The sequence below is a fragment of the Microbacterium sp. 22215 genome (genome assembly GCF_052045655.1).
Taxonomy (GTDB): Bacteria; Actinomycetota; Actinomycetes; order Actinomycetales; family Microbacteriaceae; genus Microbacterium; species Microbacterium phyllosphaerae.
This window is the reverse complement of sequence record NZ_JBQEPC010000003.1, coordinates 16,217-41,416: the sequence shown is the minus strand read 5'-3', so window position 1 is coordinate 41,416 and position 25,200 is coordinate 16,217. Positions and strand designations below refer to the sequence as shown.

The following is a 25,200-nucleotide window of genomic DNA, read 5'->3' as shown; positions in this document are numbered from 1 at the left end:
AACAAACGCCCCTCACTTCAAAGGAGTAGTCATGGCGATCGCCGAAGTCTTCACCCCCCGAGCAGCATCCGTCGCACCGGTGCGCACCTTCGGGACGGCTCCGACGTATGACACCCCTGCGATGGCAGAGCTCGCGGCCTGGGTCGACGAGATCGCCGCCCTCACCCAGCCGGCCTCGATCCACTGGGTCGACGGCTCGCGGGCCGAGAACGACTGGCTGCTGCGCGGCCTGGTCGACGAGGGCAAGCTCATCAAGCTCAACCCCGAGTGGCGACCGGGCTCGTACCTCGCCCGCTCGCACCCCAGCGACGTCGCCCGCACCGAGGGCCGCACGTTCATCTCGTCGGAGAACGAAGAGGATGCCGGTCCCACGAACAACTGGGCGCCTCCCGCGCAGATGCGCGAGAAGATGACCGAGATCTTCGAGGGATCGATGCGCGGTCGCACGATGTTCGTCGTCCCGTTCTCGATGGGCCCCGTCGGCGGCCCGCTCTCGCACATCGGCGTCCAGGTGACCGACAGCGCGTACGCCGTGGCATCCATCGGCATCATGACCCGCGTCGGCGACGCGGTCACCCGCCAGATCGCCGACGGTGCGCCGTGGGTCAAGACGGTCCACTCCGTCGGTGCACCGCTCGCCGCGGGTGAGGCCGACGTCGAATGGCCGTGCAACGACAACAAGTACATCGTGCATTTCCCCGAGACGCTCGAGGTCTACTCGTTCGGCTCCGGTTACGGCGGCAACGCGATCCTCGCGAAGAAGTGCTTCGCGCTGCGCATCGCCTCGGTCATCGCCCGTGACGAGGGGTGGCTCGCCGAGCACATGCTGCTCATCCGCGTCATCGACCCCGCGGGCAAGGCGTACCACGTCGCCGCGGCGTTCCCCTCGGCGTGCGGCAAGACGAACCTCGCGATGCTGCGGCCGACCATCCCCGGCTGGCGCGTCGAGACGCTCGGCGACGACATCGCGTGGATCCGCCCGGGTGAAGACGGTCGCCTGTGGGCGATCAACCCCGAGGCCGGCTTCTTCGGTGTCGCACCCGGCACCGGCGAGTCGACCAACGTGACGGCCGTCGAGACCCTCTGGGGCAACACGATCTTCACGAACGTCGCGCTGCGCCCGGACGGCGACGTGTGGTGGGAGGGTCTGACCGATCAGGCGCCCGCGCACCTCGTCGACTGGGAGGGCAACGACTGGACCCCGGATTCCGACCGTCCTGCCGCGCATCCGAACTCACGCTTCACGGTCTCGGCCGCGCAGTGCCCGCAGATCTCCGAGGACTGGGAAGAGGCGGTGCCGCTCGACGTCATCCTCTTCGGCGGTCGTCGCGCGACCAACGTGCCGCTCGTGGTCGAGGCGACCGACTGGACGCACGGCGTGTTCCTCGGGTCGAACATCTCGTCCGAGCGCACGGCCGCTGCCGAGGGCACCGTCGGCGAACTGCGCCGCGACCCGTTCGCGATGCTCCCGTTCTGCGGGTACAACATGGCCGACTACTTCGGACACTGGCTGAAGGTGGGTCGTGGCCTCCGGTTCGACCGCGCCCCGCGTATCTTCCAGGTCAACTGGTTCCGCCGCGGATCCGACGGCCGGTTCCTGTGGCCCGGATTCGGCGACAACTCGCGGGTCGTCGACTGGATCATCCGCCGCATCTCCGGCGAGGTGTCCACCGTCGACAGCCCGATCGGTCGCCTGCCCATCGTCTCGGACCTCAACCTCGACGGCATCGAAGTGCCTGAGGCCGATCTCGACGAGCTGTTCTCGGTCGACGCCGAGGCATGGAAGACCGAGGCCGACCTGACGGAGGAGTTCTACGACACCTTCGGCGACAAGGTCCCGGCTGCGCTCCGCGCCGAGCTGGCGTCGCTGCGCTACAGGCTCGACAAGGCCTGACACAGACCGGCGCCGGTTCGGGGGAGCCGGCGCCTCATCCTTTCCCAGACCCGCGAAGGCGGGACGTCAGAGACGAACCCATGGCTGAGTGGTCTCCGGCATCCCGCCTTCGCGTACTTTCTTCGCCGCAGTGCCGGGCGTCAGGCGAGCAGCTGGTGGCGCGCGAGGTCGCGGTACAGCGGCGTCGACTCGACGAGTTCTGCGTGCGTGCCCTGACCCACGACGACGCCGTCCTGCAGCACGACGATGAGGTCGCTGTCGACCACGGTCGACAGCCGGTGCGCGATCACGATGAGCGTGCGGTCGGTCGAAACCGCATCGATCGCCTCGCGCATGCGCTGCTCGTTGACCCCGTCGAGCGATGAGGTCGACTCGTCGAGCAGCAGGATCGGGGCGTCGGTCAGCAGGGCGCGCGCGATCGCGAGGCGCTGGCGTTCACCTCCCGAGAGCATGACGCCGTCTTCGCCGACGGGTGCGGCGAGCCCGAGCGGATTGCGCTCGAGCACATCGCCCAGGTTCACGGCGCGCAGCACGTTTTCGCACTCGGCATCCGAGGCGTCGGGTGAGGCCAGTCGCAGGTTGTCGGCCAGGGTTCCGGCGAGCGTCGGCGCATCCTGTTCGACGTAGCCGAACTGCGCGCGCAGCTCGTCACGAGGGTAGGTGCGGGCGTCGTGCCCGTACAGGCGGATCGAGCCGCCGGTGGGGTCGTAGAACCGCTCCACGAGCGACAGGATCGTGCTCTTGCCGGCACCGCTGGGGCCGACGAGCGCCACGCGGGAGCCTCGTGACACCGCGAACGACACTCCGCGCAGCACCTCGCGCTCGGGCGCGGGCGTCGCCTCGTCAGCGGACTCGAGGTGCGCATCGGCGAGCAGCGTCTGCGCCTCCTTGGCGGCGGCCTGGCGGGCGGCGACGACGTTCTCGGGATACCGGAAGCGCACATCGCGGAACTCGATCGCCGGAGCCGCGGAGTCGGGGGCATCGCGCGAGAAGGAGGCCGCGGTCTCGGCGTCGTCCTGCGTCTCGGTCGGCAGGTTCAGCACCTCCTGGATGCGGCCGAGCGCGCCGAGCGCCTGATTCACCGATGTGATCGCTCCGAAGGTGGTGGCGAGCGGCATCACGAGCATGAACAGGAACATGATGAACGTGATCAGCGAGGCGATCGTGATCGCGCCGGCCGCGACGCGGAATCCGCCGACGCCGAGGACCACGAGCAGCGATACCTGAAGGGCGACACCCGCGATGGGTACGACCAGCGACGAGATCTTCGCGATCCGCACGCCGATGCCGTACGCCTCGGATGCGAGCGTCGACACCGACTCCGTCTCGCGCTCGGTGGCGCCGGAGGCGCGCACGGTGCGGATCGAGCCCACGGCCCGCTCGACGCCCGAGGCGAGCTCGCCGACCTTCTCCTGCTGAGCGGTCGAGGCGGTGCGGATGCGGCCGCTGAGTGCGGTGACGACGACGACCGAGATGCCGATCACGATGACGATGAGCAGGAGCAGCACCGGGTCGATCACGAGCATCGCGATCAGGGCGCCGAGGAAGAGGATCGCGCTGCCGACGGCATCCGCGAGCCCCTGGGTGAGCACGGCGTACAGCAGCGTGGTGTCGGTGCCCACCCGCGAGACGAGGTCGCCGGTGCGACGAGCGTCGAACTCGCTGATCGGCAGATGCAGGATGCGGGAGATGAGCTTGCGCCTGCTGGAGTACACGACGGCGGTGCCGGTGCGCTGCAGCAGGTAGTGCTGGTAGCCCGAGATGATCGACGAGACCACCACGAGCCCGACGAGCACCCACACGAGGATGCCGAGGCCCTGATCGGACTGCACGGCTTCGATGACCTGTCCGACGAGCAGCGGCTGCGCGAGCGAGGTGGCAGCGCCGAAGACGCTGAGCACCGCGACGACGATGAGCGTGCGCTTGTGCTCGAAGAGGAAGGGGAGGAGCTGGCGGAAAGTGGCGCGCGGACCATCCTGCGGCGCGCCGCGTCCGCGTCGGCGTGACGTCGCCGTGCTGGACATGCGGAACCTCGTTCTGAAAGGGGTAGTTCGACCGTACTTCGTGCAGGGCCGAATTCTGTGGATGGGCTGTATGCGCCTCAGCGCTTGCCGAACCGGCGGTGCGCGGCCTGCTTGGTCACGCCGAGTGCGCTCGCGATCGCCTGCCAGGAGTACCCGAGGTTGCGCGCGCGGCGCACCTGGGTCTCCTCCGAGCGGGCGAGCTCGGTGCGCAGTGCCGCGAGGCGGTGGAGTTCGGAGAGGGGCTCGCCGCCGTCGTCCTGTGCCAGTGCTGTCTCGATCGTCATGATGACCTCCGGCGTCAATCATTGTTGACGCATCGCAGTCTGTCAATTCATGTTGACGCGCGCCGCCGCGTGCGCGGTGCGAGACTGGGCAGATGCTGGCTGCACCGAAACCCAAGCCTGGCGACAGAGTCGCCGTTCTGTCTCCCGCGTTCGCGGCGCCCGCCGTCGCGCCGGAGATCCACGAGCAGGCGATGCGAAGGCTCCAGGACCTCACGGGGCTGATCCCCGTCGAGTATCCGACGACGCGTCAGCTCGATGCGAGCCCCGAGGCCCGCGCCGCCGACGTGAACGCGGCCTTCGCCGACCCCGGTATCCGCGCGATCCTCGCGACGATCGGCGGTGACGATCAGATCCTCGTCGTGCCCCACCTCGACGCTGCACTCGCGCAGGCCGATCCCAAGCCCTTCCTCGGTTACAGCGACAACACGAACATCCTCAACTGGCTCTGGCAGCACGGCGTCACCGGGTACTACGGCGGGTCCACCGCCGTGCATCTCGGCCCGGGGCCCGCGGTCGACGACGTGCACCTGCGGTCGCTGCGCGCGGCGCTGCTCGACGGCGGCACGGTCGAGATCACGGAACCCGGCGAGTCGGAGGACGTGGGGCGGCGGTGGACCGACCCGCGATCTCTCACGGAGTACGGCGACCGCACTCCGACCGAGGAATGGACCTGGTCGGGTCCGGACGTACACGTCGAGGGGCGCACATGGGGCGGATGCCTCGAGGTGATCGATCAGCTGGCCCTCGCCGACCGGCTGCCCACGGCATATGACCTGCGGGGCCGCATCCTGCTGCTCGAGACGAGCGAGGAGCGTCCGCCCGCGAGCTGGGTCGGTCGGTGGGTACGCGGACTCGGAGAGCGCGGCATCCTCGATGCCGTCGCGGGTGTCGTCGTCGCGCGTCCGCCCGTGAGTGACTTCGAGTTCCTGCCGTCGCGCGAAGAAGCCGATGCCCTTCGCGCGGCGCAGCGCGACGTCGTGATCGAGACGGTCGCGCGCTACAACCCGGATGCCGTGGTGTGCGTCGGAGTGCCCTTCGGCCATACGCGACCCCAGTGGATCCTGCCGTACGGCGGCACGATGACTCTCGACGGGGCCGCGCGTACGGTCACAGCCTCGTACTGAGCCCTACGGCCACCCCGAGCACGCGAAAGGGCGGCACCCCCGAGGAGGTGCCGCCCTTTCGCGTGAGGCGACGTGTCAGAGTTCGACGGCCGCGGCGACGCCGAGGTCCTCCTCGTAGTCGTTGTCCTTCGTCTCCTTCGACAGGAGCAGTGCGATGAACGTCAGCACTCCCATCGCGGACAGGTAGAGACCGACGAGCCACGGAGCGCCGTCGCCGAGTTCCCAGAGCCACAGGGCGATGAGCGGAGCCACGGCCGCACCGAGGATGGACGACACGTTGTACGAGATCGCGGAGCCCGTGTAGCGGACGTTCGTCGGGAAGAGCTCGGGAAGCAGCGCGCCCATCGGGCCGAACGTCGCCCCCATGAGCATGAAGCCGAACACGAGGAACGCCTGCGCGAGCGCGCCGGTGAACTTCGGGTCCATCGCAGGGAGCAGGAAGGCGTTGAACGTGAAGCCGAACACGATGATGAGCCCGGTGACCCACAGCAGCAGCTTGCGGCGACCGATCGAATCGGCGATCGGCCCGGAGAGCAGGGTGAAGATGCCGAAGAACACCACGCCGACGATCTGCATCAGCACGAAGTCGGTATAGGCGAACCCGAGGCCCGGATAGAACTGCGCGGCGAAGGCGGACGCATCGAAGTCCTTGCCCGTCGCCTCGGCGGCGGCCTGCGCGGCGGCGGACGCCGTCTCGAGGGTGGCCGGCTTCGTACCGTACGCGAGGGTGAAGTTCGTCATCAGGTAGAAGAGCACGTAGGTGGCCAGCATGATGAACGTGCCGAGGATGAGCTGCTTCCAGTGATGACGGAAGACCGTCGCCAGCGGCAGCTTGCGGATCGCGCCCTTCTTCTCGGCCTTCTTGAACGTGTCGGACTCGACGAGCTTCAGTCGCACCCACAGCCCGATGATGACCATCACGGCCGAGAACAGGAACGGGATCCGCCAGCCCCACGACAGGAACGCCTCGGACTTGAGCGCCGGGTTCTCGGCGTGCGGCAGCAGCCAGTTGATCCCGAGGAAGAGGAAGTTGGCGATGATGAAGCCGAGCGGTGCACCCAGCTGCGGGAACGTGCCGTACCAGGCGCGCTTGCCCTTGGGAGCGTTCTCGGTGGCCACCAGCGCGGCCCCCGACCACTCGCCGCCGAGCGCGAAGCCCTGAGCCAGACGCAGCAGCAGGAGGAACAGCGCGGCCCACCAGCCGATCTGCTGGAATGTGGGGAGCAGGCCGATCACGAACGTGGCGATGCCCATCGTCAGCAGGGAGGCGACGAGCGTCGCCTTGCGTCCGAACTTGTCGCCGAAGTGGCCGAAGACGACCGCACCGATCGGGCGAGCGACCATCGCGGCGCCGAATACGGCGAAGGATGACAGCAGTGACGTGGTGTCGTTTCCGGTGGGGAAGAAAAGCACCGGGAAGACGAGGACGGCCGCGGTCGCGTACGCGTAGAAGTCGTAGAACTCGATCGTGGTGCCGACGAGGCTCGCCGTGATGACGCGCGAGCGCGGATTCGCGGGCGCTGTGGTCGTACTCATACTGCTCCTTAGATCTGCGGCCCGGTATACCAAGGCACCGACAGATCCTACGCCTTCCTGAGTGTTTGCTGGGTGCGTGTGACGTCGTGGCGACGGTCGTGCGTAGAGTCGGAACCGACTCCGATGCCCGCCTGAGAGGGGGAAGGCCGTGACGACGAGCCTGCTGCTGATCGCCGACACGCATGTGCCTGCGCGCGCCCGACGCCTGCCCGACTCGGTGCTCCGGGCCATCGACGAGGCGGACATCGTCGTGCATGCCGGGGACTGGATCGATGTCGCGACCTTCGACGTGCTCGAGTCGAGGGCACGGACGCTGTACGCCGTGTACGGCAACAACGACGGCCGCGCGTTGCGCGATCGGCTGCCTGAGATCGCCCGGTTCAGCGTCGAAGAGGTCGACGTGGCAGTGGTGCACGAGACGGGGCAGAAGCAGCGTCGGGAGGAACGGATGGACGCCGCGTTCCCCGGAGTGGATCTGCTCGTCTTCGGGCACTCCCACATCCCGTGGGACACCGTCGCCCCGTCCGGGATGCGGCTGCTCAATCCGGGATCGCCCACCGACCGCCGCCGTCAGCCGGAGTGCACGATGATGACGGTCGCGATCGACGGCGCACGGATCGCGGCAACGCTGGTGCCGATCGAATGACCACCGCACGTCGTGCGGACGAACACGTCGAGGTTCCCGCGGTGCACCGCGCCCCGATGCGGTCGCGCGATGACGGGGTGCGCGAGGGGCTCGCGGTCGAGCGCGCACTGCAGATCGGGGTCTGCGGCGTGGGAGGACGCCTCGACCGCGCCCCGGATTCGCCGGCAGACGCGCTCGCCGCCGTCGATGCCGCCTTCGATGAGCGGATGGCCCGCCGTCTGGAGAGGTTCGTCTCCGCCCCCGAAAGATCCTTCGTCTGGACGCGCGACGTCGACGGACTGCTGTGGCTGGGCCGGATCACCGGACCCTGGCGCTACGACGCCTCGCCCGAGGCGCGAGATGCCGATCTCGTCCACGTGCGCGCATGCGACTGGCTCGATCGTCCGGTCGAGCCAGTCGCGGTGCCGTCCGGCGTGCACGAGGCGTTCGCGCGCGGCGGTCGCAACTGGCAGAGCATCACCCGGGCCGATGCCGCTCGCCTCACCGCCGCTGTCTGGGAGGTGCGCCGGGGCGGGTGATGAGGCCGTTCAATCGGTCTGGCGCAGGTCGCGGAGGATGGCGGCGTATCGGCCGAGGAAGGCGCGCTCGTCGAGTCGCTTGCGTCGGAGCCACGACGTGACCTCGTCGTTGCGCTTGCTCGCGTTGCACGATCCGCACGCGGGCACCACGTTCTCGACGGTGTAACGGCCGCCTCGGGAGATCGGCATCACGCAGTCGCGTTGCAGGGCGAGGTCGACGGCTCCGCAATATGCGCAGCCTCCCCAGGCGCCCTGAAGCCACGTCCACTGTTCGATGGTGAGGTCGTTGTCCGCCCGTGCCACGCGGCCCTGGCGTCGCTTCGCATAGCGGGCGCGCGCAGCGGGCGTGGGGGTGGAGAACCTTCGGCGCGGCACAGAGACACGGTACTGGGCGGATGCCCGTGCCTGCGCTCTATTCCTCTGTGTCGCCGAGAGCGAGTGCCGAGACGAAATCGGCGGTGGGGGCGAGCAGGTGCTCGAGCTCGAGCACCACGAGGCGGTTGGTCCCCGGGGAGGTCGCGGGCGCAGGCACGAAGAGCGTGCCCTGCGGGCCGTTCCGCCAGTACCGCCCGAGGAAGAACCCGTTGACGAAGGCGAAGCCCTTGCTCCACGACGCGGTGTCGAGGAAGAGGTTCGCGGGGGAGTCGAGGTCGAAGTCGGCCACCCATGCCGACGGGCCGGCCGGCCCATCGGATGCATCCGCGACCCCGTGCGCGTGCCGCGCCGCGATCTCGGCCGCGATCTCCGCGACGTCCAACGGTGTCGAGCGCCACCCGGTCAGCGGAACGCTGTTGAGCGTCGGCGACCCGATGAGGCCCTTCTCTTCGCCGAGACGGTGGTCGTAGTTCACCCGGCCCTGCTCCTCGACGAGGATGCTGAGGGTGCGCCCGGCGGGAATGCGCAGCACGCGGTCGTGGCGTGTGCGGGAGAGTGTTCCGACGACCTGGTCGTCGACGCTCACCCAGCCGAGGTCGCGTACCTCGTCGAGCACGAGCTCGCCGCCCTGGCGGTCCGGCAGCTCGACGTCGTAGCGGACGAGGGCGCTCAGGTGCTCGAGCTCATCGAACGTCGCCGGGGCGTCGGTGACGGGCGCGCTCGCCGCGGCATCCGTCCAGGAACCTGCGAGGGCGAGCGGCACCGAGAACGCGGGCGAGGGCACGGCGGATTCCGGACGCTCATCGGGCACGGGCGCGTACTTGGCGATCACGTCGCGGAAAGCGAAGAACTTCGCGGTCGGGTCGCCGGCCTCGTCGAGAGGGGCGTCGTAGTCGTACGAGGTGACGATCGGCAGGTAGCGGCCCTTGTGGTTCGCGCCGTTCGTGAGGCCGAAGTTGGTGCCGCCGTGGAACATGTAGATGTTCACCGATGCTCCGGCCGCGAGGAGCTCGTCGAGGTCGGCGGCCGCGGCATCCACGTCTGTGGTGTGATGCACGCCGCCCCACCAGTCGAACCATCCGTCCCAGAACTCCGAGCACATCAGCGGGCCGGTGGGCTGGTGGGTGCGCAGCGTGGCGAGGCGTTCGGCGCTGCGCGAGCCGAAGGATCCGGTCTTGTGCAGCTCGGGCAGGCTGCCGTCGGTGAGCATCTGGTCGGTCGGCTGGTCGACGGTGGTGAGGGGGACGGTGATGCCCGACTCACGGGTCAAGGCGACGAGCGCTTCGAGGTAGGCCTTGTCGGAGCCGTAGGCCCCGTACTCGTTCTCGATCTGCACGAGCACGACCGAGCCGCCGCGGTCGATCTGCCGCGGGGCGACGATCTCGTAGACGCGGCGCAGGTACTCGCTCACATCGGCGAGATAGCTGGGTTCGGATGACCGTAGTTCGCGCTCGCCGGCGGTGAGCCAGTTCGGAAGGCCGCCGTTGTGCCACTCGGCGCAGATGTAGGGGCCGGGGCGGACGATCGCATCCATGCCCTCGGCCTGGATCAGATCGAGGAAGCGTCCGAGGTCGTTCCACCCGGAGGCGTCCCACTCACCGCGCCGCGGCTCGTGGGCGTTCCAGGCGACATAGGTCTCGATCGTGTTGAGTCCCATCAGACGGGCCTTGCGGATGCGGTCCTGCCACTGGTCCGGGTGGATGCGGAAGTAGTGGAGGGCTCCGGCGATCACCCGGTGGGGGCGCCCTGCGCGGAGGAAGTCTGTCTCGCCGATGGAGAAGGAGGTCACGATGAGGTGCTTTCGATGGGGAGGGCCGGACGGGGAGAGTGTCCCCGTCCGGCCCGGACGTGCGATTACTTGTTGACGGCGAAGCCCTGCGAGTTGCCGTACTCGACCAGCGCATCCTGCCAGGTCACCAGCCCCTCGTTCAGGTCGGTGCCGTTCTGGTACGACTGGCCCACGGTGTCACCGAAGATGCTGTTGCCGTAGACCTGGTAGGGCAGGTAGCTCCAGCCTTCGACGACGTCATCGGCCGCGGCCGCGAGGACCTCGTTGATCTTCTGGCCGCCGAAGTACTCGGGTGCGTCGGCGAGGAACTCCTCGCTCGAGAGCTCGGCGGTGGTCGACGGGAATCCGCCCGACTCGAGGAAGGTCGAGATGCTGTCCTCGGAGTTGTTCAGCCACCACAGGAATCCGGCTGCGAGCTCCGGGTTCTTGCTCTGCGTGGTCACGGCCTGGCCGCCGCCGCCGTTCTCGGCGGTCGCCGGGGTGCCGTCATAGGTCGGCATCGGCGCGACACGCCAGTCACCGGCTCCGTCGGGGGCTCCGGTGATCAGGTTTCCGGGCATCCAGGCGCCGATCACGAGGGTCGCGAGGCTGCCGTCTCCGAGGGCGCGGAACCACTCGTCGCTCCAGCTGCCGTAGGGCGCGAGCAGGTCCTCCTCGACGAGGCGGTTCCAGTTCTCGGTCCACTTCTTGGAGCCGTCGTCCTGCAGGTCGATCGTGACGTCGGTGCCCGAGGTGGCGAACGGCTTGCCGCCGGCCTGCCAGATCATCGACGTCGCGAAGCCCGCGTCGCCGGTGTCGTTGGTGATGTAGGCGTCGGGGTTCGCGGCGTGGATCGCCTTGGCGGCCTCGTAGTACTCGTCCCACGTGGTCGGCACGGCGACACCGGCGGCGTCGAACACGGCCTTGTTGTAGAAGAGGGCCATGGGGCCCGAGTCCTGCGGCAGGCCGTAGATCGCGTCGCCGTCGGTGACGGAGTTCCACGTCGAGGCGGTGTAGTCGTCTTCGAAGTCGGCGAAGCCGTACTGCGAGAGGTCCACGAAGGCGTCGGTCAGCGCGAACTGCGGGAACGCGTAGTACTCGATCTGCACGACGTCGGGGGCGCCGGAGCCGGCCTTGATGGCGTTCTGGAGCTTGGTGTACTCCTCGTTGTTGGTGCCCGCGTTGACCACGTTCACCTTGACGTTCGGGTACTCCTTCTCGAAGGCGGCGACCTGCGCCTCGGCGGAGGGGGTCCACGACCAGTACGTGATCTCGCCGCCCTTCTCGAGAGCCGCTTCGACCGAGTCGAACGAGCCGTCGCCGGCGGCGGAGCCGGAGCCCGAGCCTGCGTCGCCGGTGCTGCAACCGGCCAGCGCCAGCGCTGCCACGGTGCCGGCCGCGAGCACGGCGAGGGCGCGCCGTGCAGCGGGGGAGGGAAGGTGCTTCATTGCTGTGTCCTTTCGGGGGTGCGGTCCAGCGTCGGACCGACGTGTGCGGTGCAGAGGGATGCCGGGAGCTACTGCTTGACGCTTCCGGCGGTGAGACCTGACTGCCAGAAGCGCTGCAGCAGCAGGAAGGCGATGACGATCGGGATGATCGTGAGCAGCGAGCCCATGATCACGAGGTTGTAGATCGGCTGCGACCCCGCGCCGATCGCCTGCGAACTCCACTGGTTGAGACCGACGGTGAGCGGGTACCACGCGGGGTCCGAGAGCATGATCAGCGGCAGGAAGTAGTTGTTCCAGGTCGCCACGACGGTGAACAGCGCGACGGTCACGATGCCGGGGGCGAGCAGACGCATCGAGATCGTGAAGAACGTGCGGAACTCGCCGGCGCCGTCGATGCGGGCGGCTTCGAGCAGCTCGGTCGGCACGGATTCGGAGGCGAAGACCCAGATCAGGTAGAGGCCGAACGGGCTGATGAGCGACGGGATGATCACGGCCCACGGCGTGTTCGTGAGGCCGAGCTCGCTGAAGAGCAGGAAGGTCGGCACCGCGAGGGCCGTTCCGGGCACGGCGACCGCGCCGAGGACGACCGCGAACACCGCGGGGCGACCGGGGAAGCGGTACTTCGCCAGGCCGTAGCCGGCCATGGTCGCCAGGAGCGTCGCTCCTCCGGCGCCCACCACGACGTAGAGCAGCGTGTTGCCGAGCCACCGCAGGAAGATGCCGTCCTGGTACGAGAACGTGGCGACGAGGTTGTCGAAGAACGCGAAGTCGTCGGAGAACCACAGGCCGAACGAGCTGAAGAGTCCTGACTGCGTCTTGGTCGAGCTGAACAGCAGCCAGACGAGCGGCACGAGCGTGTACAGCGCGTACGCGACCATCACGATCAGCAGCGTCTTGGACTTGCGCGGGTTCATCAGGTCGTGGCGCTTCTGCGTGGAGCGGGCGAGGGGGAGTGCCATGTCAGCGCACCTCAGACTTCGAGCCGCGCAGCTGCACGACGTAGGCGATGACCGCGGTGATGACGCCCATGATGATGGCGATCGTCGCGGCGTAGTTGAACTGCTGTCCGGCGAACGAGAGGTTGTACGCGTACATGTTGGGGGTGAAGTACGTCGTGATCACGTTCGGGGCCAGGGGGCGCAGGATGTTGGGCTCGTTGAAGAGCTGGAAGCTGCCGATGATCGAGAAGATCGTGGCGATCACGAGAGCACCGCGGACGTTGGGGATCTTGATCGAGAAGATCGTGCGCCACGCTCCGGCGCCGTCGAGGGATGCCGCCTCGTACATGTCGGTCGGGATGGTCTTCAGCGAGGAGTAGAAGATCAGCATGTTGTAGCCGACGAACTGCCACGTGACGATGTTGCCGATCGAGATCAGGATCCACTCACGGGCGAACGGGGTGATGAGGTCGCTGCCGAGGAAGTCGTTGAGGTTCGATGTCAGACCGAACTGGTCGCCGTAGATGTAACCCCACATGAGCACGGCGACGACGGCCGGCACGGCGTACGGCAGGAAGATCAGGATGCGGAAGAAGGATGCTCCGCGCAGCCGTGCGCTGTCGAGGGCGAGAGCTGCGGCGAGGGCGAGGACGAGCATGATCGGCACCTGCACCACGAGGAACAGGACGACGCGGCCGAACGCCTCCCAGAACTGCGAGTCCGTGAGTGCGCGCACATAGTTGTCGAAGCCCACGAACGCGGTGCCGCCGATGAGCTTCTCCTGGAAGAAGCTCAGGTAGAGGGCGTACGCGAGGGGTGTGAGGAACACCAGTGCGAAGACGACCATGAACGGGCCCACGAAGGCCCATCCCTTCCAGTCGCGCTTCTCGCGCCGGCGGATGCCGTGGCCCGCAAGTACTGCGGAATCTTGAGTCGTCATTGACGAGAACCTTCTTAGAGATCGAGCGCTCACCGCGCCGTGTGTCAACGTCAACATATGCGATGCGCTGGTAGTGTGTCAACGTCAACATATGAATGGATGGTTGATCGTGACCTCGGAGCAGTCGGCAGAGCCGCCGCAGCGGCGCAGAGACCCCTCGATGGAGGACGTCGCGCGCGAAGCGGGCGTCTCGGGCCAGACCGTCTCCCGTGTCGTCAATGCCCGCGGCTACGTCGGCGCCACGACCAGAGTGCGCGTCGAAGACGCCATGCAGCGGCTCGGCTACCGGCCCAACAGCGCCGCTCGAGCCCTGCGATCGGGGCGCTTCCGCGCGATCGGCGTGATCATGTTCTCCTTCAGCTCGTACGGAAACCAGCGCACCCTCGACGCGATCGCCGTGCGTGCCTCGCAGATGGGGTACGCGCTCACCTTGATCCCCGTCGAGTCGAGCGCCCGCGACACGGTGGCCGGGGCCTTCCGCCGACTCGAAGAGCACGCCGTCGACGGGATCATCATCGTGATCGAGGCTCATCAGCTCGACGAGGCCGAGGTCGAGATCCCCGACGGCCTCCCGGTCGTGCTGGTCGACTCGAATCGCGGCGACGCGCATCCGTTCGTCGACACCGATCAGGCCCAGGGGGCCCGACTCGCGACCGAGCACCTGCTCGACCTCGGGCACCGGACGGTGTGGCACATCGCAGGCCCCGCGAAGTCGTATTCGGCGGAGCGGCGACGCGAGTCCTGGCGGCAGACGCTCGAGTCACGCGGAGTCGTGGCTCCCGAACCGCTGCAGGGCGACTGGTCGGCCGAGTCCGGCTATCGGGCGGGTCTCCGGCTGCGAGACGACGCCACGGTCACGGCTGTCTTCGCGGCGAACGACCAGATGGCGATCGGCGTCGTCCGGGCCTTCCGCGAGGCAGGTCGCGACATCCCGGGAGACGTCAGTGTCGTCGGCTTCGACGGTCTGCCGGACGCGGCGCAGCTCTGGCCCCCGCTCACCACCGTGCAGCAGCATCCCGAGCGCGTCGGCGCGCTGGCCGTGGATGCACTGCTCGCCGAACTCGACGGGGGTGAGCGCACCCAGACGCCCCTCGTCGGCACAGAGCTCGTGGTGCGCGAGAGCACGGCATCCCCTCGCCGCTGACCTCGGGCTGACGGATCAGGTCCTCTCCGGCTCGCTCGCGTCGGCGCCCGTTCGCCGGCGGATCATGGCCTCTGCCGGGATGCCGCGCGAGAACAGGATCGACAGCAGGCTGATCACGATCAGGCCGACGAATGCCACGCGCAGCGATGACAGCTGCGATTCGCGATAGATCCCCGCGAGTTCGGTCGCCTCGGTATCGGTGAGACCGGCGGCCTCGCCGATGCCGACCACGTCGGCTGCCGGCACCACGGTGACGCCGCGATCGGTCGCCGCGCTCACGGTCGTGCGCACCTCGGAGGGAAGATCGCTGGCGGCCACGCCGGACGCGAACGACGTCGACAGTGCTCCGATCAGCAGCGAGCCGATGAGCGCGGTGCCGAGCGAGGAGCCGAGGTTCTGGAAGACTCCCTGCAGCCCGCCGGCTTCGCTCGTGTCCTTCTCGCTCACACTCGACATGTTCACGTTGCCCAACTGTGAGGCCAGAAGCCCCAGGGCGCTGCCCGTCAGGAACATGCCGATGCCGAACAACACGCCGCGCAGGTCTTCCGTGATCGAGCCGAGCAGCAGCACCGCGCTGAGCACGAGGATCGACTGGCCGACGCGCACGATGCGTCGAGGCGACCATCGCCGTGACAGCGCCGTCCCCACGATCGAGAACAGCACCAGGGCGACGGAGAGGGGGAAGATCTTGATCCCTGTCTCGAGCGCGTCCAGACCGAGCGTCATCTGCAGGTACACCGGCACCATGAAGAAGAGTCCGGCGGTCACCGTGTACTGCGCGCCGAGCACCGAGAGGCCGCTGCGCAGAGTGGTGATCGAGAACAGGTCCGGCTGCATCAGAGGGGATCGCCCGTCGCGCAGGAGACGGCGCTGCCATCGGATGAACAGCGTGATCAGCGTCGCGCCGAGGCCGATGCACCATGCGGTCAGCGAGACCCCGAGGGGAGCGACCGGAACACCCGCGATCTCGGGAGCGTGCAGGGGGATCACCCACCCCCATGTCTTGCTCTGCAGCATCCCGAACACGATCAGCACGAGTCCTGCCGACGACAGCAGGACGCTGCCGATGTCGATGCGGATCATCTGCCGCGGGGTGGAGTCGGTGATGATCCGCGCGCAGAGCACGACGATGAGCATGATCACCACCTCGGCGACGAAGACGAAGCGCCAGCTGGAGTAGGTGGTGACCGCGCCGCCGATCAGGGGCCCTGCGGCGACGGCCGCGCCCGAGACCGCGCCGATGACGGCGAACGCCGTCGCTCTCTCCCGCCCCTGGTAGTTGTCGGCCACGAGGGCGGCGATGGCGGGTATCACCAGAACCGCGCCGAGGCCCTCGATGATGGACCAGCCGAGGAACAGGAATCCGACCGAGGGGCTCACCGCCGTGATCAGGGACCCGAGTGCGTAGACGCACGAGCCGATCACGAACGCTCGGCGGCGGCCCCACACGTCGCCGAGCTTGGCACCGAACAGCATGAAGGCGGCCATCGTCAGGGTGTAGAAGGTGATGGCCGCCTGCATCGCGGCCACCGAGGTGTCGAGGTCGGTCACGACCGTCGAGATCGACACGTTCATGACGGTGCCGTCGAGCACCATCACGAACTGGGCGGCGCCCAGCACGAACACCACGTTCCATCTCTTCATGACTGCCCTCCTGGTGAGGATCCGGCGGCGAGGTGGGGACCCGGGGTCTTCGCCTCCTCATAGGCGGGCCGCCGGGAGCCGCGCATGATCCGAGCCACGGCGGTGATCAGGAAGAGCTGTCCGGTGATCGCCTCGGCGACGGCGATCCCCTGCACACCCGGAGACACCGGAACGATGTTGCCGTAACCCGTGGTGGTGAGCGTCGTGAACGAGAAGAAGAGCTGGCTCGAGAGCGAGTCGACCGTCTGGTCGCCGAACGTCGGCGCGACCGTCACCAGCGCCACGAGGTTGTACACCTGCGTGAAGAACATGCCGACGAGCACGTACGCGGCGATCGCGGCGAGCAGCGCCTCGACGTCCAGTCCTCGCCGGTGCACCTGGTGACGGATGATCGCCACCGGTGCGAGTAGGAAGGCGAGCGCGGATGCCGCAGACAGGGCGATGTCGAGCACATCGCCGCGCAGACCCAGCAGCGCGACGACCAGGGTGGCGACAGCCCCGATAGACAGGATGACCCACGCCGTGTGCTGCACCCTCTGATGCGCCTCGGTCACCCACAGCACGACGGCGACGGTCACGAGCTGCACGATGAGCGCCCACGGGCTGGGATCCGTCGTTCCCTGCGCCGCGCACAGTGCATACGCGACGATGAGCAGTGCGATCACCAGCCAGTACCCGGAGCGTCGATCCCAGACGGCGGTGACGACGTCGCGCATGGCCCGACTCACCTCTCGTCGCCGCCGTGCGGAAGCCGCCCGGATGCCAGCGCCCCGGTGAGGGCGTCGAAGTCGTGCTGGTTCTGTGCGGCATATGCGGACGCGAAGTCCGCGATCGCCTCCTCGAACTCCGCACTCCGCCCGACGTATCCGGCGATCTCGACCCTGTCGCCGGCCCGTGCGTGCGCGCGGGCGAGGGTCTCGCCGCAGATCCTGGCGTACAGAGTCGCACCTCGAACCGTCATGGCATCCGGATCGATCCCTCCTTTCCCGTCCTGGAGCTGCCGAAGGTAGAAGTCACGGTGCTGTCCGTCGAGACCGGTGATGGACTGCCATCCGAGGAAGATGTCGCTCGCCGCCTGCATGAGGCGCTGCCCTCGGACGACGCGTTCCGCGTGGCTGTCGAACTCGCTCGCGCCGAGGAAGCGCTCGAGGACGGACGCCTGGGCCTCCTTGGCCTGGAGCAGAAGCGGATCGTCATCGTCGCGACCGCTGAGCAGGATCACCCACGCCCGGGTTCCCACGCTTCCCACGCCGACGACCTTGCGTGCCATGTGCCGGTATCGATACTCCGCGATCGGATGCCGAGAGCCGCCGAGCGTCTCCCGATAGCCGTCGAGGATCCGGCGCATGACCTGCGCATCATCGGCGGCAAGTCCGGCATCTCCGGCATCGCGCAGCAGGTCCTCGACGGGCATGATCAGCGGTGGGGCGGCGGTGATCCGGAGCTGCCCGTCCACCTTGCTCACCAGCTTCCTGAACGCTTTCCGGCTGTCGCGAGTGCCCGCTTTCGCGATGGTGGCGTCCAGACGGCGGACCTCGTCGTCGCCCACGTGTCGATCGCGCCGTTCCTCGCGGATCACCCGCCGTGCACGGTCGGCGTCCAGTCGGTCGTACCAGGCATCGAGCACCGTGGCCTTGGCCGCCGCGCGGATCGCCGACCGATACCCGCGGGCTGCGGCGAGGACGCATGAACGCTCGTCTTCGGCGCTGAAGCCTCGGTACCTCGACGCCACGGCGAAGCTCGCCGCGAGCCGCTTCACATCCCACTCGAAGGGCCCGGGCGACGTCTCGTCGAAGTCGTTGATGTCGAAGGTGAGGAGCCGCTCGGGGGTGCGGTAGAGCCCGAAGTTCGACAGATGCGCATCGCCGCAGAGCTGCGTGATGATGCCGGTGTGCGGGGCCGACGCCAGGTCGGATGCCATCAGCAGCGCTGCTCCCCGGTAGAAGGCCAGCGGCGACGTCGACATCCGGGCATACCGCACGGGGGTGAGCTCTCGCACGCGCGACTCTCCCTGCTCCTCGAGCAGGGAGATCGGGTCGGGGCGGTCAGGAGAAGGCGACCAGGTTCCGAGCTGCGACCTCGGCGCCCGCACGCGGGCCGCTCGCCCGGCCGAGCGACGTGCGGCGAAGGGCTCCGCGGCCTCCGTCGTCGCGCTCATGGGAGGGTTTCTCCGGCAGGGACGGCAGGGACGGCAGAGACGGCAGGGACGGCAGGGTCTCCGGGGGCGCCCGCGACGACAGGGCTCGCACGGCCGATCTCGTCGTCCGCCGGCGGCTTCTCGGCCTCGTGCGTCGGGGCATCGTCCTGATCGTCTTCCTCGGCGGAGGGAGGTCGCTCGACGAGCTCCAGGATCAGCACCGCCAGCAGGGCGAAGGCCAGCGTCCACAGGATCAGTGACGTGCTGAGAGGGCGGACGAGGAGGACGACTGCTGCGCCGACCAGCGTGATGGCGACGCGGAGGAGCGTCCGCCGCGAGTGCAACCACGCGCCGACGCGCCCGGTGCTGAGACCACGGCGCTCCAGCGTCGCGCGAAGCGCCGCAGCACCCGCCTTCGCGGCAGCCCGGAGACGGCGGGGAACCTCGAAGGGGCCTGCGAACCACCCGACCACCGCGGTGACGAGCGCGAGCACCAGGACGGCCACGGCCGTGTCGCGCATGGCGCCGACGACCTGCTCGTAGATCGTCCCTCCGGCATCGACGGGGATGCCGTTCGTGCGCATGGCCGCGTCGAAGAAGATCCGCCCAGCCGCGAGGCCGGCGAGCACGATCACCATGACCAGGCCGAGGGAGAGCGCGGCGGTGATCAGTGCGACGGAGCGACGCCGAGCTGCCAGCACACCGGCCGCGAGCAGGAGGATCGCCACCCAGGGCAGCCAGAGACCTGCAGCCACCACCAGCTGATATGCCAGCTGCACCGTGGGGAGCGAGTCGACCTGCGCGACGGTGATGGTCCTGTCGACCGTCGGAATGGACGCTGCGAATTCGACGCCCTGATCGACGAGGACTTCTTTCGCGGCCTCGATGATCGGTGCGAGCTGGATCCCGATCGTGCCGTCGGACCCGAGAGCGATCGCCGCATCCGGGTCGTTCTGCAGTGCCGACACCACCTGCGAATGGCTGATGCGCAGCGCGCTCGCCCAGACGTTCGCGAACGCCTCGGACTCCACGAAGCGTTCGACCACGGTGGCGACCAGCGATTGGAGCCCCTGCGCGGCAGGTCCCTTGAGCAGCTCCAGCGCTCGGGTCGCCGCCGGGCCTGTCCCGAGCTCGATGACGCCGTCGATCACGTCCGTGGTGAGGGCCGGAATGTCGACCTGCCCGTCGATCGCCTCGACGACCTGATCGGTGACCGCCGCCTGCACGGCGGGGTCGGTCGCGAGGCCGGCATAGCTCGCGACGAAACGGTCGGTGTCGGTGAGCTGCACGTTCCCCCAGGCCGCGACCAGTGCGAGAGGGGCGACGAGCGTTCCCAGCACGATCAGGACGGTCGCCGAGAAGGTGCGTCCCCACCCGCGGGATCGGCGGCGCGACTCGACCGGACCGGGCGTCGGGGCGGGGGTGACCGCCGGGATGCCGCCGCGGAGCGCGCTGTTCTCGGCTTCGAGGGCAGCGAGGCGCCGCTGCAGCTCCTGGACGGTGGACCGTGCCATGAGGGTTCTCCTTCCTCAGACTTTTCGCGCTCTGACGGGGATGAGGACCTGCGTGATGACCAGCAGGATCGCTGCGGTGATCGGGATCGACACCAGAGCACCGAGCAGGGCCTCGCCGATGAGCGCCCCGATGATGAGGGGTGACTCCTCAGGCACGTTCGCATGGCTCACGGTGCCACTCTCGGGCTCAGGGCGTACGGCCGCGTCACCCTTTCAGGGCGATATACCGCGGCGTCAGATCAGTCCGAGATCCTGAGCGCGCGCGACGGCGGAGTTGCGGTTGGGAACCGCCAGCTTTCGGTAGATGTGAGCCATGTGGGTCTTGATCGTGTTGGGCGACACGTAGCAGCGGGCAGCGAGCTCGATGTTGGTCATCCGGGTCGGCAGGTACGCGAGGATCTCGAGTTCGCGATCAGTGAGCTGCTCGGCCAGCTCGGGCGAGGATGCGCGGGCGCGACGGAGCAGGCTCACCCGTTCCAGCACGGTGGCGCGGAACGGCGTCGGGGTGCCGGGGAGGTCGGCGATCAGACGCGTGACTTCGGGGCCCGCGTGCACGAAGACGGCGACCAGATCGTGCTGTGAGGCCAGGTCGAGGGCCCTGTGCATGGCGTCCGCGCCCGCGCCCGCGCCGCCTTCGCGGGCGTCGAGCCAGGAGCGGAGGATGAGCTGCTCCACGCCGGCGCGAGGCACCGACTCAGACGGCTCCGGGGAGACAGCATCGAGGTGGGCGCGAGCGAGGTCGAGACGGTTGCGGGTGAGTGCGGCGGCGGTCGCCTCGAACACCAGAGGCGACCAGCGTCCTGCCGGCGGATGACGCAATCCACCGTTCGACGCATGCGCGAGGCGCAGCGTGCGAGCCTCCTCGGCCTCGAGCGCCGCCGCGACGATCGGCGGCGGCGTCGACGGAAGCGGATCGACCGGGTCGACGACGTCTCCCTCGCTGAGAACCCTCGTGAGATGCGCGATCCACATGAGCTGAGTGCGGTGGTTCGCGGCGGCGCGGAGTGCGCCCTCGTGCAGGGCCGTGGCGGCGGCGGACGGGGTGCCCCGCTCGATCGCTGCGAGCGCCGCGGCCAGGAAGGCGTCTGCCGGTGACGGATGTGCGAGCAGGCGGGTCTCGGCTGCGAGGTCCAGTGCCTCCTGCGAGATCGCCGCGGCAAGACGCAGCCGTCCGGCCCACGCCTCCAGCAGCGCGAGCGAGCCGAGGAGATGGATGCGGTACAGGCTGTACTGGGCCCCTGGCTCGGCCAGCGCCTCGTCGAATCGTCGTCGCGCAGCGCCGAGATCACCGGCGAGGAAGAGCGCGCGGCCTGCCGAGGTCAGCGAACTCGTGCGCAGCAGGTGCGGGTGCGTGAGACCCAGCAGCTCGGGCGGGTGCAGATCTGGATTCTCGCCGAGCAGCGTCACCGCTGATTCGGCAGCGTGCAGGGCGACGCGGGGATCAGGCCGGAACTGCACCCGCGCGGCGAGATACGTGTGGATGATCGCCGATCGGCCCGGTGTGAGGGTCGGCCGATCGGCCTGTTCGCGGAGCACGTCCTCGGCTCGGGCCGCATCCCCGTTCATCATCATCAGCATCCCGCGCAGGATCTCGACGTCAGGACGGGTCGCACGGAACTCTCCCGGCAGCGCATCCAGCCACCGGCTGACCGACACGGTGTCGTTGCGTTCGAGTATCTCGCGGCCGCATCCGGAGATGACGGTCGCCGCACGCTCCCACGAGCCGGCTTCGAGAAGGTAGTCGATGGCCGACGACGCGTCGCCCCGTGCGATATGCCAGTCGGCCGCGGCCGTGAGGATCTCGGTCGCCGCTCCGGGGTGCTCGGCCTTCAAGCGGTAGCGCAGGAGCTCTCGGAACATCGGGTGGAAGCGGAACCACTCCCGATTCCGATCGAGGGCGACGAGGAACATCGACTCTCTCTCGAGCCCCTCGAAGAGCGACGTCGCGTCGTCGACGGAGAGGATCGACTCGACGAGTTCTGCGGACATCCGGTCGAGGACCGAGAGGCGCAGCAGCAGCCATCGGCGCTCGGGAGGCTGCTGGGCCAGAGCCTGTTCGCTCAGATACTCGGAGATGAGGCGATCGGTGCCGCGCAGCTCCCTCGCGAACTGCTCCGGATCGGCCTCGCTGCGCAGACCGAGACCGGTCAGCACCACGCCGGCGGCCCACCCCTCGGTGCGCTCCATGACTGCTGAGAGAGTGCGGGGGCTGACGGGAGCGCCGATGATCCGCTCGAGCAGCGTCGCACTCGCGGCCTCATCGAGCGCAAGGTCGCTCTGTCGCAGCTCGATCAGCGAGTGGCTCAGTCGGTGACGCCCCCAGCCGAGGCCGTAGTCGATACGTGACGAGAAGATGAGGTGGGTGTGCTCGGGAACGTTGTCGGCGAGCCACCAGAGGTCTGGCAGCAGCGGCGACCCGGCGAGGTGCTGCAGGTCGTCGAGCACGAGCACGACCGGGGGATGCTCGCGGAAGACTCCGACGAGAGACTCGAGGACGGGGTGCCCGAAGGCTCGCGTGGTGACTGCGTGCGGTCGTCCGAGATCCGTCGTCCCATGGTCGGGAGGCAGCACCGCGCTCAGGAGATGGTCGAGGAGACGGCGCGGATCGCTGTCCGCCTGCTCCAGGCCGATCCAGATGACACGCACGTCGGGGTGCGATGCCGCCCACTGCGACAGCAGCACCGTCTTACCGGAGCCGGCTGGGGCCACGACGACGCTGAGGGGCGCGTTCAGCGTCGCGTCGAGTCGGCTACGCAATCGTGGTCGCTCGACGGCGTGGGCCGGCGGGGGAGGTATGGCTGTCATCGGCGATTCCGCTGTCAGTATGGCAGGGCGCGGTCGCATCATCCACAGCCGGTTCAGATCATCCGCAGAGGATGAGGACGGCCGTGATCCGCGCGTGCATCATGGGACGATCGCGCTCGCGCCGATGTTGCTCGTGCTCCAGAGAGGCTGCCGTCATGACCCGGGTCTTCGAAGTGCTCGTCCGAGGACGGATGAGCCCGCAGCTCGCACAGGCGCTGGACGGCTTCACGGTGCAGGACAGACCAGGCGGACTCACGAGCATCCTCGGACCGGTCGACGATCAGCCGCGCCTGCTGGGTCTTCTCGGAGCCTTCGACGACCTCCACATCGAGGTCATCTCGGTGAATCCCGTCCCCGCGGTGCAGGACGTGTCACCCGGGCAGGGTGACGCGGGCGCATCCTCACGTGGCTAGCTTCGGAGCTGGTACTCACCACCTCCGACCGAAAGGCATCGCGCATGTCCATCTGGGATCTCGTGGCCTGGTTCTTCTGGGCCTTCGTCTTCATCTCGTACCTCATGGTCGTCTTCACGATCATCGGCGACATCTTCCGAGACAGCTCTCTCAACGGGTGGCTGAAGGCGGTGTGGATCATCTTCCTCGTCTTCCTTCCGTTCCTGACATCACTCGTGTATCTCATCGCCCGCGGTCAGGGGATGGCGCAGCGGCGCGGCGAGCAGATCGCCGAACTGCAAGCGGCTCAGACCGCCTACATCCGGGAGACCGCAGGCTCTTCGCCGGCGGACGACATCACGAAGGCGCGGAGTCTGCTCGACTCGGGCGTGATCACCCAGGCCGAGTTCGAGACGCTCAAGGCGAAGGCGCTCGCGTCCTAGCTGATCCGGGGAGCGGCCGACGGGCGGAGGACGTCCGTCGCCCACTCGGACGGGCGAGCCGCGTCACCCGAGAAGTGTGATGACCCCGTCGGGAGTCCGAGGCAGGCTGGAGGCCGACGAAGGGCGGGAGGCCGGGCATGACCGAACTGACCATAGGCACGATGACGGATGATGCGGGAACGTCTGTGCAGCTGGACGCACGCCGCTTCAACCGACATACGTTCTGGTGCGGCCAGAGCGGCAGCGGGAAGACGTATGCGCTCGGCGTCGTGCTCGAGCAGCTCCTGCTGCACACCGAACTGCCGATGCTCATCCTCGATCCGAATGCTGATTTCGTCAGGCTGGCGCAAGCTCGGGCAGATGCGCCACCCGAGCACGCCGCGCGGATATCGCAGAGCGACATCCGCGTGTTCCGCTCGGGTCATGGCGAGGGAGACAAGGTGCACGCCCGCTACATCGACCTGTCGCCGGCCGCCAAGGCGGCTGTCCTGCAGATCGACCCAATCGCCGACGCGGAGGAGTACAACGTCCTGCTGCACTGGGCGCTGAGCGTCACCGAGTTCGACGCAGACCGGATGCTCCGGGATTTCCGGGCCTCGGGCGATCCAGCGCACATCCGGCTCGCGAACCGCATGGAGAATCTCCAGGTCCTGGAGTGGGATCTGTGGTCGCGGGGAGCGCACTCGGTCGTCGACGTGATCGACGAGAGACCCAGGGCGACGGTCCTCGATCTCGGGGGATTCGATCACCCGGCCGAGCCCAAAGTCGCGGCGCTCGCGGTGCTTGAAGCGCTGTGGGCCCGGCGCGAGAGCCGGCGCCCTCTGCTCATCGTGATCGACGAGGCCCACAACATCTGCTCACCGGAGCCGCGAACCGCCGTCGAGCGGGCCCTCACCGAGCAGCTCGTCCAGATCGCCGCCGAGGGACGCAAGTTCGGCCTGTGGCTGTTCCTGTCGACGCAGCGCCCGACGAAGATCCATCCGAACGTGCTGTCGCAGTGCGACAACCTCGGACTCATGCGCGTCAATGCTCCGCGCGACATCGCGGAGCTCGCCGACGTGTTCGGCTTCGTGGGCGAGGACGACATCCGTCGCGCGCAGGGATTCGCTCAGGGGCAGGCGCTCTTCGCCGGTGGCTTCATCACGCAGCCGACCTTCGTGCAGATGGGCGAGCGACTGACCGAGGAGGCCGGTGGGGACGTCAAGGTCCCGCTGCGCTCGTGACGGAGCGCGGCGAGCAGGTCAGCGCCAGATCGTGGCGATGGCGGCGTTGACCGCCGTGAGGATGCCGACCAGCCAGAACATGACCGCCGGAACAGAGCCCGCCTTGCGCTGCTTCGACGTCCCGATGCCGAGGAGTGCGCCGATCACCAGGAGCACGACGAGCTTCGTGCCGATCTTGGCGTAGTTCATCTCGACGCCCTCGGGCAGACCCCAGGGCGCCGCGAGAGCGAGGCCGGCGAGAGCCGCGATCGTCATGCCGATGCTCATCAGACGGGTGAACTGGCGCTTGCCGCCGAAGGCCTGCACCGCCCAGGCTCCCAAGAGCACGGCGAAGCCGATGAGATGGACGAACAGAACGACGTGGCGCAGAGTCTCCATGCCCTCACGGTAGGAGAGCGTGGGA

At 68.4% G+C, this 25,200-nt stretch carries 23 protein-coding genes; 8 read left to right on the top strand and 15 right to left on the bottom strand.

Annotation, left to right across the window (positions count from 1 at the left end; genetic code table 11):
* Positions 1-31: 31 nt before the first annotated feature.
* Entirely contained in the window at positions 32-1,894 is a 1,863-nt protein-coding gene (locus ACTJKH_RS06200) for a phosphoenolpyruvate carboxykinase (GTP) (protein WP_440736182.1), read from the top strand.
* A 140-nt stretch (positions 1,895-2,034) separates the two neighbouring features.
* Here the strand turns inward: ACTJKH_RS06200 and ACTJKH_RS06195 are convergent, their stop codons facing one another.
* Positions 2,035-3,918, bottom strand: coding sequence for an ABC transporter ATP-binding protein (locus ACTJKH_RS06195; protein ID WP_440736181.1), 1,884 nt, complete (start codon positions 3,916-3,918; stop codon positions 2,035-2,037).
* Positions 3,919-3,995: 77 nt separating this feature from the next.
* Positions 3,996-4,202, bottom strand: a complete 207-nt coding sequence (locus ACTJKH_RS06190; RefSeq protein WP_259160017.1) for an AsnC family protein — start codon at positions 4,200-4,202, stop codon at positions 3,996-3,998.
* Between the two features lie 92 nt (positions 4,203-4,294).
* On the opposite strand from ACTJKH_RS06190, the gene ACTJKH_RS06185 reads away from it, so the two are divergent.
* Positions 4,295-5,326: a S66 family peptidase gene (locus ACTJKH_RS06185; protein ID WP_440736180.1), complete on the top strand. Its 1,032-nt coding sequence runs from the start codon at positions 4,295-4,297 to the stop codon at positions 5,324-5,326.
* 75 nt (positions 5,327-5,401) lie between these two features.
* Here the strand turns inward: ACTJKH_RS06185 and ACTJKH_RS06180 are convergent, their stop codons facing one another.
* Complete coding sequence (locus tag ACTJKH_RS06180; RefSeq protein ID WP_210097367.1) at positions 5,402-6,862, bottom strand: MFS transporter; 1,461 nt, start codon at positions 6,860-6,862, stop codon at positions 5,402-5,404.
* 148 nt (positions 6,863-7,010) lie between these two features.
* Here ACTJKH_RS06180 and ACTJKH_RS06175 point away from each other — a divergent pair, with 148 nt between their 5' ends.
* Together ACTJKH_RS06175 and ACTJKH_RS06170 are read left to right on the top strand one after the other, a co-directional pair.
* Entirely contained in the window at positions 7,011-7,508 is a 498-nt protein-coding gene (locus ACTJKH_RS06175; RefSeq protein ID WP_440736179.1) for a metallophosphoesterase family protein, read from the top strand.
* A complete protein-coding gene (locus tag ACTJKH_RS06170; RefSeq protein WP_440736178.1) occupies positions 7,505-8,026 on the top strand; it encodes a GAF domain-containing protein in 522 nt (173 codons plus the stop codon). The genes ACTJKH_RS06175 and ACTJKH_RS06170 overlap by 4 nt, the downstream gene beginning before the upstream one ends.
* A 9-nt stretch (positions 8,027-8,035) precedes the next feature.
* On the opposite strand, the gene ACTJKH_RS06165 is transcribed toward ACTJKH_RS06170, so the two are convergent.
* From ACTJKH_RS06165 to ACTJKH_RS06145, 5 genes are all read right to left on the bottom strand, one after another.
* Positions 8,036-8,401 carry an HNH endonuclease gene (locus ACTJKH_RS06165; RefSeq protein ID WP_440736177.1) on the bottom strand — a complete coding sequence of 122 codons (366 nt, stop codon included), beginning with the start codon at positions 8,399-8,401 and terminating at the stop codon, positions 8,036-8,038.
* A gap of 37 nt (positions 8,402-8,438) precedes the next feature.
* On the bottom strand, positions 8,439-10,190 hold the full coding sequence (locus ACTJKH_RS06160; protein WP_440736176.1) for a glycoside hydrolase family 35 protein: 1,752 nt from the start codon (positions 10,188-10,190) through the stop codon (positions 8,439-8,441).
* A gap of 65 nt (positions 10,191-10,255) precedes the next feature.
* The gene (locus ACTJKH_RS06155) at positions 10,256-11,617 is read right to left on the bottom strand and encodes an ABC transporter substrate-binding protein (RefSeq protein WP_440736175.1); all 1,362 of its coding nucleotides are present in this window, start codon (positions 11,615-11,617) and stop codon (positions 10,256-10,258) included.
* Between the two features lie 68 nt (positions 11,618-11,685).
* Positions 11,686-12,531: a carbohydrate ABC transporter permease gene (locus tag ACTJKH_RS06150; protein ID WP_210099125.1), complete on the bottom strand. Its 846-nt coding sequence runs from the start codon at positions 12,529-12,531 to the stop codon at positions 11,686-11,688.
* Positions 12,532-12,577: 46 nt separating this feature from the next.
* Positions 12,578-13,495 (bottom strand): carbohydrate ABC transporter permease, encoded by a 918-nt coding sequence (locus ACTJKH_RS06145; protein WP_210097372.1) that lies wholly within the window; start codon positions 13,493-13,495, stop codon positions 12,578-12,580.
* A 160-nt stretch (positions 13,496-13,655) separates the two neighbouring features.
* Between ACTJKH_RS06145 and ACTJKH_RS06140 the strand changes: the two genes are divergently transcribed.
* Positions 13,656-14,639 carry a LacI family DNA-binding transcriptional regulator gene (locus ACTJKH_RS06140; RefSeq protein ID WP_440736434.1) on the top strand — a complete coding sequence of 328 codons (984 nt, stop codon included), beginning with the start codon at positions 13,656-13,658 and terminating at the stop codon, positions 14,637-14,639.
* Positions 14,640-14,654: 15 nt separating this feature from the next.
* Here the strand turns inward: ACTJKH_RS06140 and ACTJKH_RS06135 are convergent, their stop codons facing one another.
* The 6 genes from ACTJKH_RS06135 to ACTJKH_RS06110 all read right to left on the bottom strand — a co-directional run bounded on the left by ACTJKH_RS06135 (position 14,655) and on the right by ACTJKH_RS06110 (position 22,691).
* Entirely contained in the window at positions 14,655-16,283 is a 1,629-nt protein-coding gene (locus tag ACTJKH_RS06135; RefSeq protein WP_440736174.1) for an MFS transporter, read from the bottom strand.
* The gene (locus ACTJKH_RS06130; RefSeq protein WP_440736173.1) at positions 16,280-16,999 is read right to left on the bottom strand and encodes an ion channel; all 720 of its coding nucleotides are present in this window, start codon (positions 16,997-16,999) and stop codon (positions 16,280-16,282) included. The genes ACTJKH_RS06135 and ACTJKH_RS06130 overlap by 4 nt, the downstream gene beginning before the upstream one ends.
* Positions 17,000-17,007: 8 nt before the next feature.
* Positions 17,008-18,441: a DUF2252 domain-containing protein gene (locus ACTJKH_RS06125; protein ID WP_440736172.1), complete on the bottom strand. Its 1,434-nt coding sequence runs from the start codon at positions 18,439-18,441 to the stop codon at positions 17,008-17,010.
* Positions 18,438-19,934 carry a hypothetical protein gene (locus tag ACTJKH_RS06120; RefSeq protein ID WP_440736171.1) on the bottom strand — a complete coding sequence of 499 codons (1,497 nt, stop codon included), beginning with the start codon at positions 19,932-19,934 and terminating at the stop codon, positions 18,438-18,440. The genes ACTJKH_RS06125 and ACTJKH_RS06120 overlap by 4 nt, the downstream gene beginning before the upstream one ends.
* Before the next feature lie 15 nt (positions 19,935-19,949).
* Positions 19,950-20,105 carry a hypothetical protein gene (locus ACTJKH_RS06115; protein WP_440736170.1) on the bottom strand — a complete coding sequence of 52 codons (156 nt, stop codon included), beginning with the start codon at positions 20,103-20,105 and terminating at the stop codon, positions 19,950-19,952.
* Between the two features lie 63 nt (positions 20,106-20,168).
* Positions 20,169-22,691: a LuxR C-terminal-related transcriptional regulator gene (locus tag ACTJKH_RS06110; RefSeq protein WP_440736169.1), complete on the bottom strand. Its 2,523-nt coding sequence runs from the start codon at positions 22,689-22,691 to the stop codon at positions 20,169-20,171.
* A gap of 203 nt (positions 22,692-22,894) precedes the next feature.
* Here ACTJKH_RS06110 and ACTJKH_RS06105 point away from each other — a divergent pair, with 203 nt between their 5' ends.
* The 3 genes from ACTJKH_RS06105 to ACTJKH_RS06095 all read left to right on the top strand — a co-directional run bounded on the left by ACTJKH_RS06105 (position 22,895) and on the right by ACTJKH_RS06095 (position 24,797).
* On the top strand, positions 22,895-23,152 hold the full coding sequence (locus ACTJKH_RS06105) for a hypothetical protein (RefSeq protein WP_440736168.1): 258 nt from the start codon (positions 22,895-22,897) through the stop codon (positions 23,150-23,152).
* 44 nt (positions 23,153-23,196) lie between these two features.
* Positions 23,197-23,574 (top strand): SHOCT domain-containing protein, encoded by a 378-nt coding sequence (locus ACTJKH_RS06100; RefSeq protein ID WP_440736167.1) that lies wholly within the window; start codon positions 23,197-23,199, stop codon positions 23,572-23,574.
* A 137-nt stretch (positions 23,575-23,711) separates the two neighbouring features.
* Positions 23,712-24,797: an ATP-binding protein gene (locus tag ACTJKH_RS06095; protein WP_440736166.1), complete on the top strand. Its 1,086-nt coding sequence runs from the start codon at positions 23,712-23,714 to the stop codon at positions 24,795-24,797.
* Between the two features lie 18 nt (positions 24,798-24,815).
* Here the strand turns inward: ACTJKH_RS06095 and ACTJKH_RS06090 are convergent, their stop codons facing one another.
* Complete coding sequence (locus tag ACTJKH_RS06090; protein WP_210097383.1) at positions 24,816-25,175, bottom strand: Fe-S protein; 360 nt, start codon at positions 25,173-25,175, stop codon at positions 24,816-24,818.
* Positions 25,176-25,200: the final 25 nt, after the last annotated feature.

Bases quoted from the DNA above. Each gene is read 5' to 3' on its own strand.
- ACTJKH_RS06180 (WP_210097367.1), bottom strand. From the start codon at position 6,862: ATGAGTACGACCACAGCGCCCGCGAATCCGCGCTCGCGCGTCATCACG.
- ACTJKH_RS06145 (WP_210097372.1), bottom strand. From the start codon at position 13,495: ATGACGACTCAAGATTCCGCAGTACTTGCGGGCCACGGCATCCGCCGG.
- ACTJKH_RS06185 (WP_440736180.1), top strand. From the start codon at position 4,295: ATGCTGGCTGCACCGAAACCCAAGCCTGGCGACAGAGTCGCCGTTCTG.
- ACTJKH_RS06130 (WP_440736173.1), bottom strand. From the start codon at position 16,999: ATGCGCGACGTCGTCACCGCCGTCTGGGATCGACGCTCCGGGTACTGG.
- ACTJKH_RS06155 (WP_440736175.1), bottom strand. From the start codon at position 11,617: ATGAAGCACCTTCCCTCCCCCGCTGCACGGCGCGCCCTCGCCGTGCTC.
- ACTJKH_RS06120 (WP_440736171.1), bottom strand. From the start codon at position 19,934: ATGGCACGGTCCACCGTCCAGGAGCTGCAGCGGCGCCTCGCTGCCCTC.
- ACTJKH_RS06135 (WP_440736174.1), bottom strand. From the start codon at position 16,283: ATGAAGAGATGGAACGTGGTGTTCGTGCTGGGCGCCGCCCAGTTCGTG.
- ACTJKH_RS06195 (WP_440736181.1), bottom strand. From the start codon at position 3,918: ATGTCCAGCACGGCGACGTCACGCCGACGCGGACGCGGCGCGCCGCAG.
- ACTJKH_RS06105 (WP_440736168.1), top strand. From the start codon at position 22,895: ATGACCCGGGTCTTCGAAGTGCTCGTCCGAGGACGGATGAGCCCGCAG.
- ACTJKH_RS06150 (WP_210099125.1), bottom strand. From the start codon at position 12,531: ATGAACCCGCGCAAGTCCAAGACGCTGCTGATCGTGATGGTCGCGTAC.
- ACTJKH_RS06100 (WP_440736167.1), top strand. From the start codon at position 23,197: ATGTCCATCTGGGATCTCGTGGCCTGGTTCTTCTGGGCCTTCGTCTTC.
- ACTJKH_RS06170 (WP_440736178.1), top strand. From the start codon at position 7,505: ATGACCACCGCACGTCGTGCGGACGAACACGTCGAGGTTCCCGCGGTG.
- ACTJKH_RS06090 (WP_210097383.1), bottom strand. From the start codon at position 25,175: ATGGAGACTCTGCGCCACGTCGTTCTGTTCGTCCATCTCATCGGCTTC.
- ACTJKH_RS06200 (WP_440736182.1), top strand. From the start codon at position 32: ATGGCGATCGCCGAAGTCTTCACCCCCCGAGCAGCATCCGTCGCACCG.
- ACTJKH_RS06140 (WP_440736434.1), top strand. From the start codon at position 13,656: ATGGAGGACGTCGCGCGCGAAGCGGGCGTCTCGGGCCAGACCGTCTCC.
- ACTJKH_RS06125 (WP_440736172.1), bottom strand. From the start codon at position 18,441: ATGAGCGCGACGACGGAGGCCGCGGAGCCCTTCGCCGCACGTCGCTCG.
- ACTJKH_RS06095 (WP_440736166.1), top strand. From the start codon at position 23,712: ATGACCGAACTGACCATAGGCACGATGACGGATGATGCGGGAACGTCT.
- ACTJKH_RS06190 (WP_259160017.1), bottom strand. From the start codon at position 4,202: ATGACGATCGAGACAGCACTGGCACAGGACGACGGCGGCGAGCCCCTC.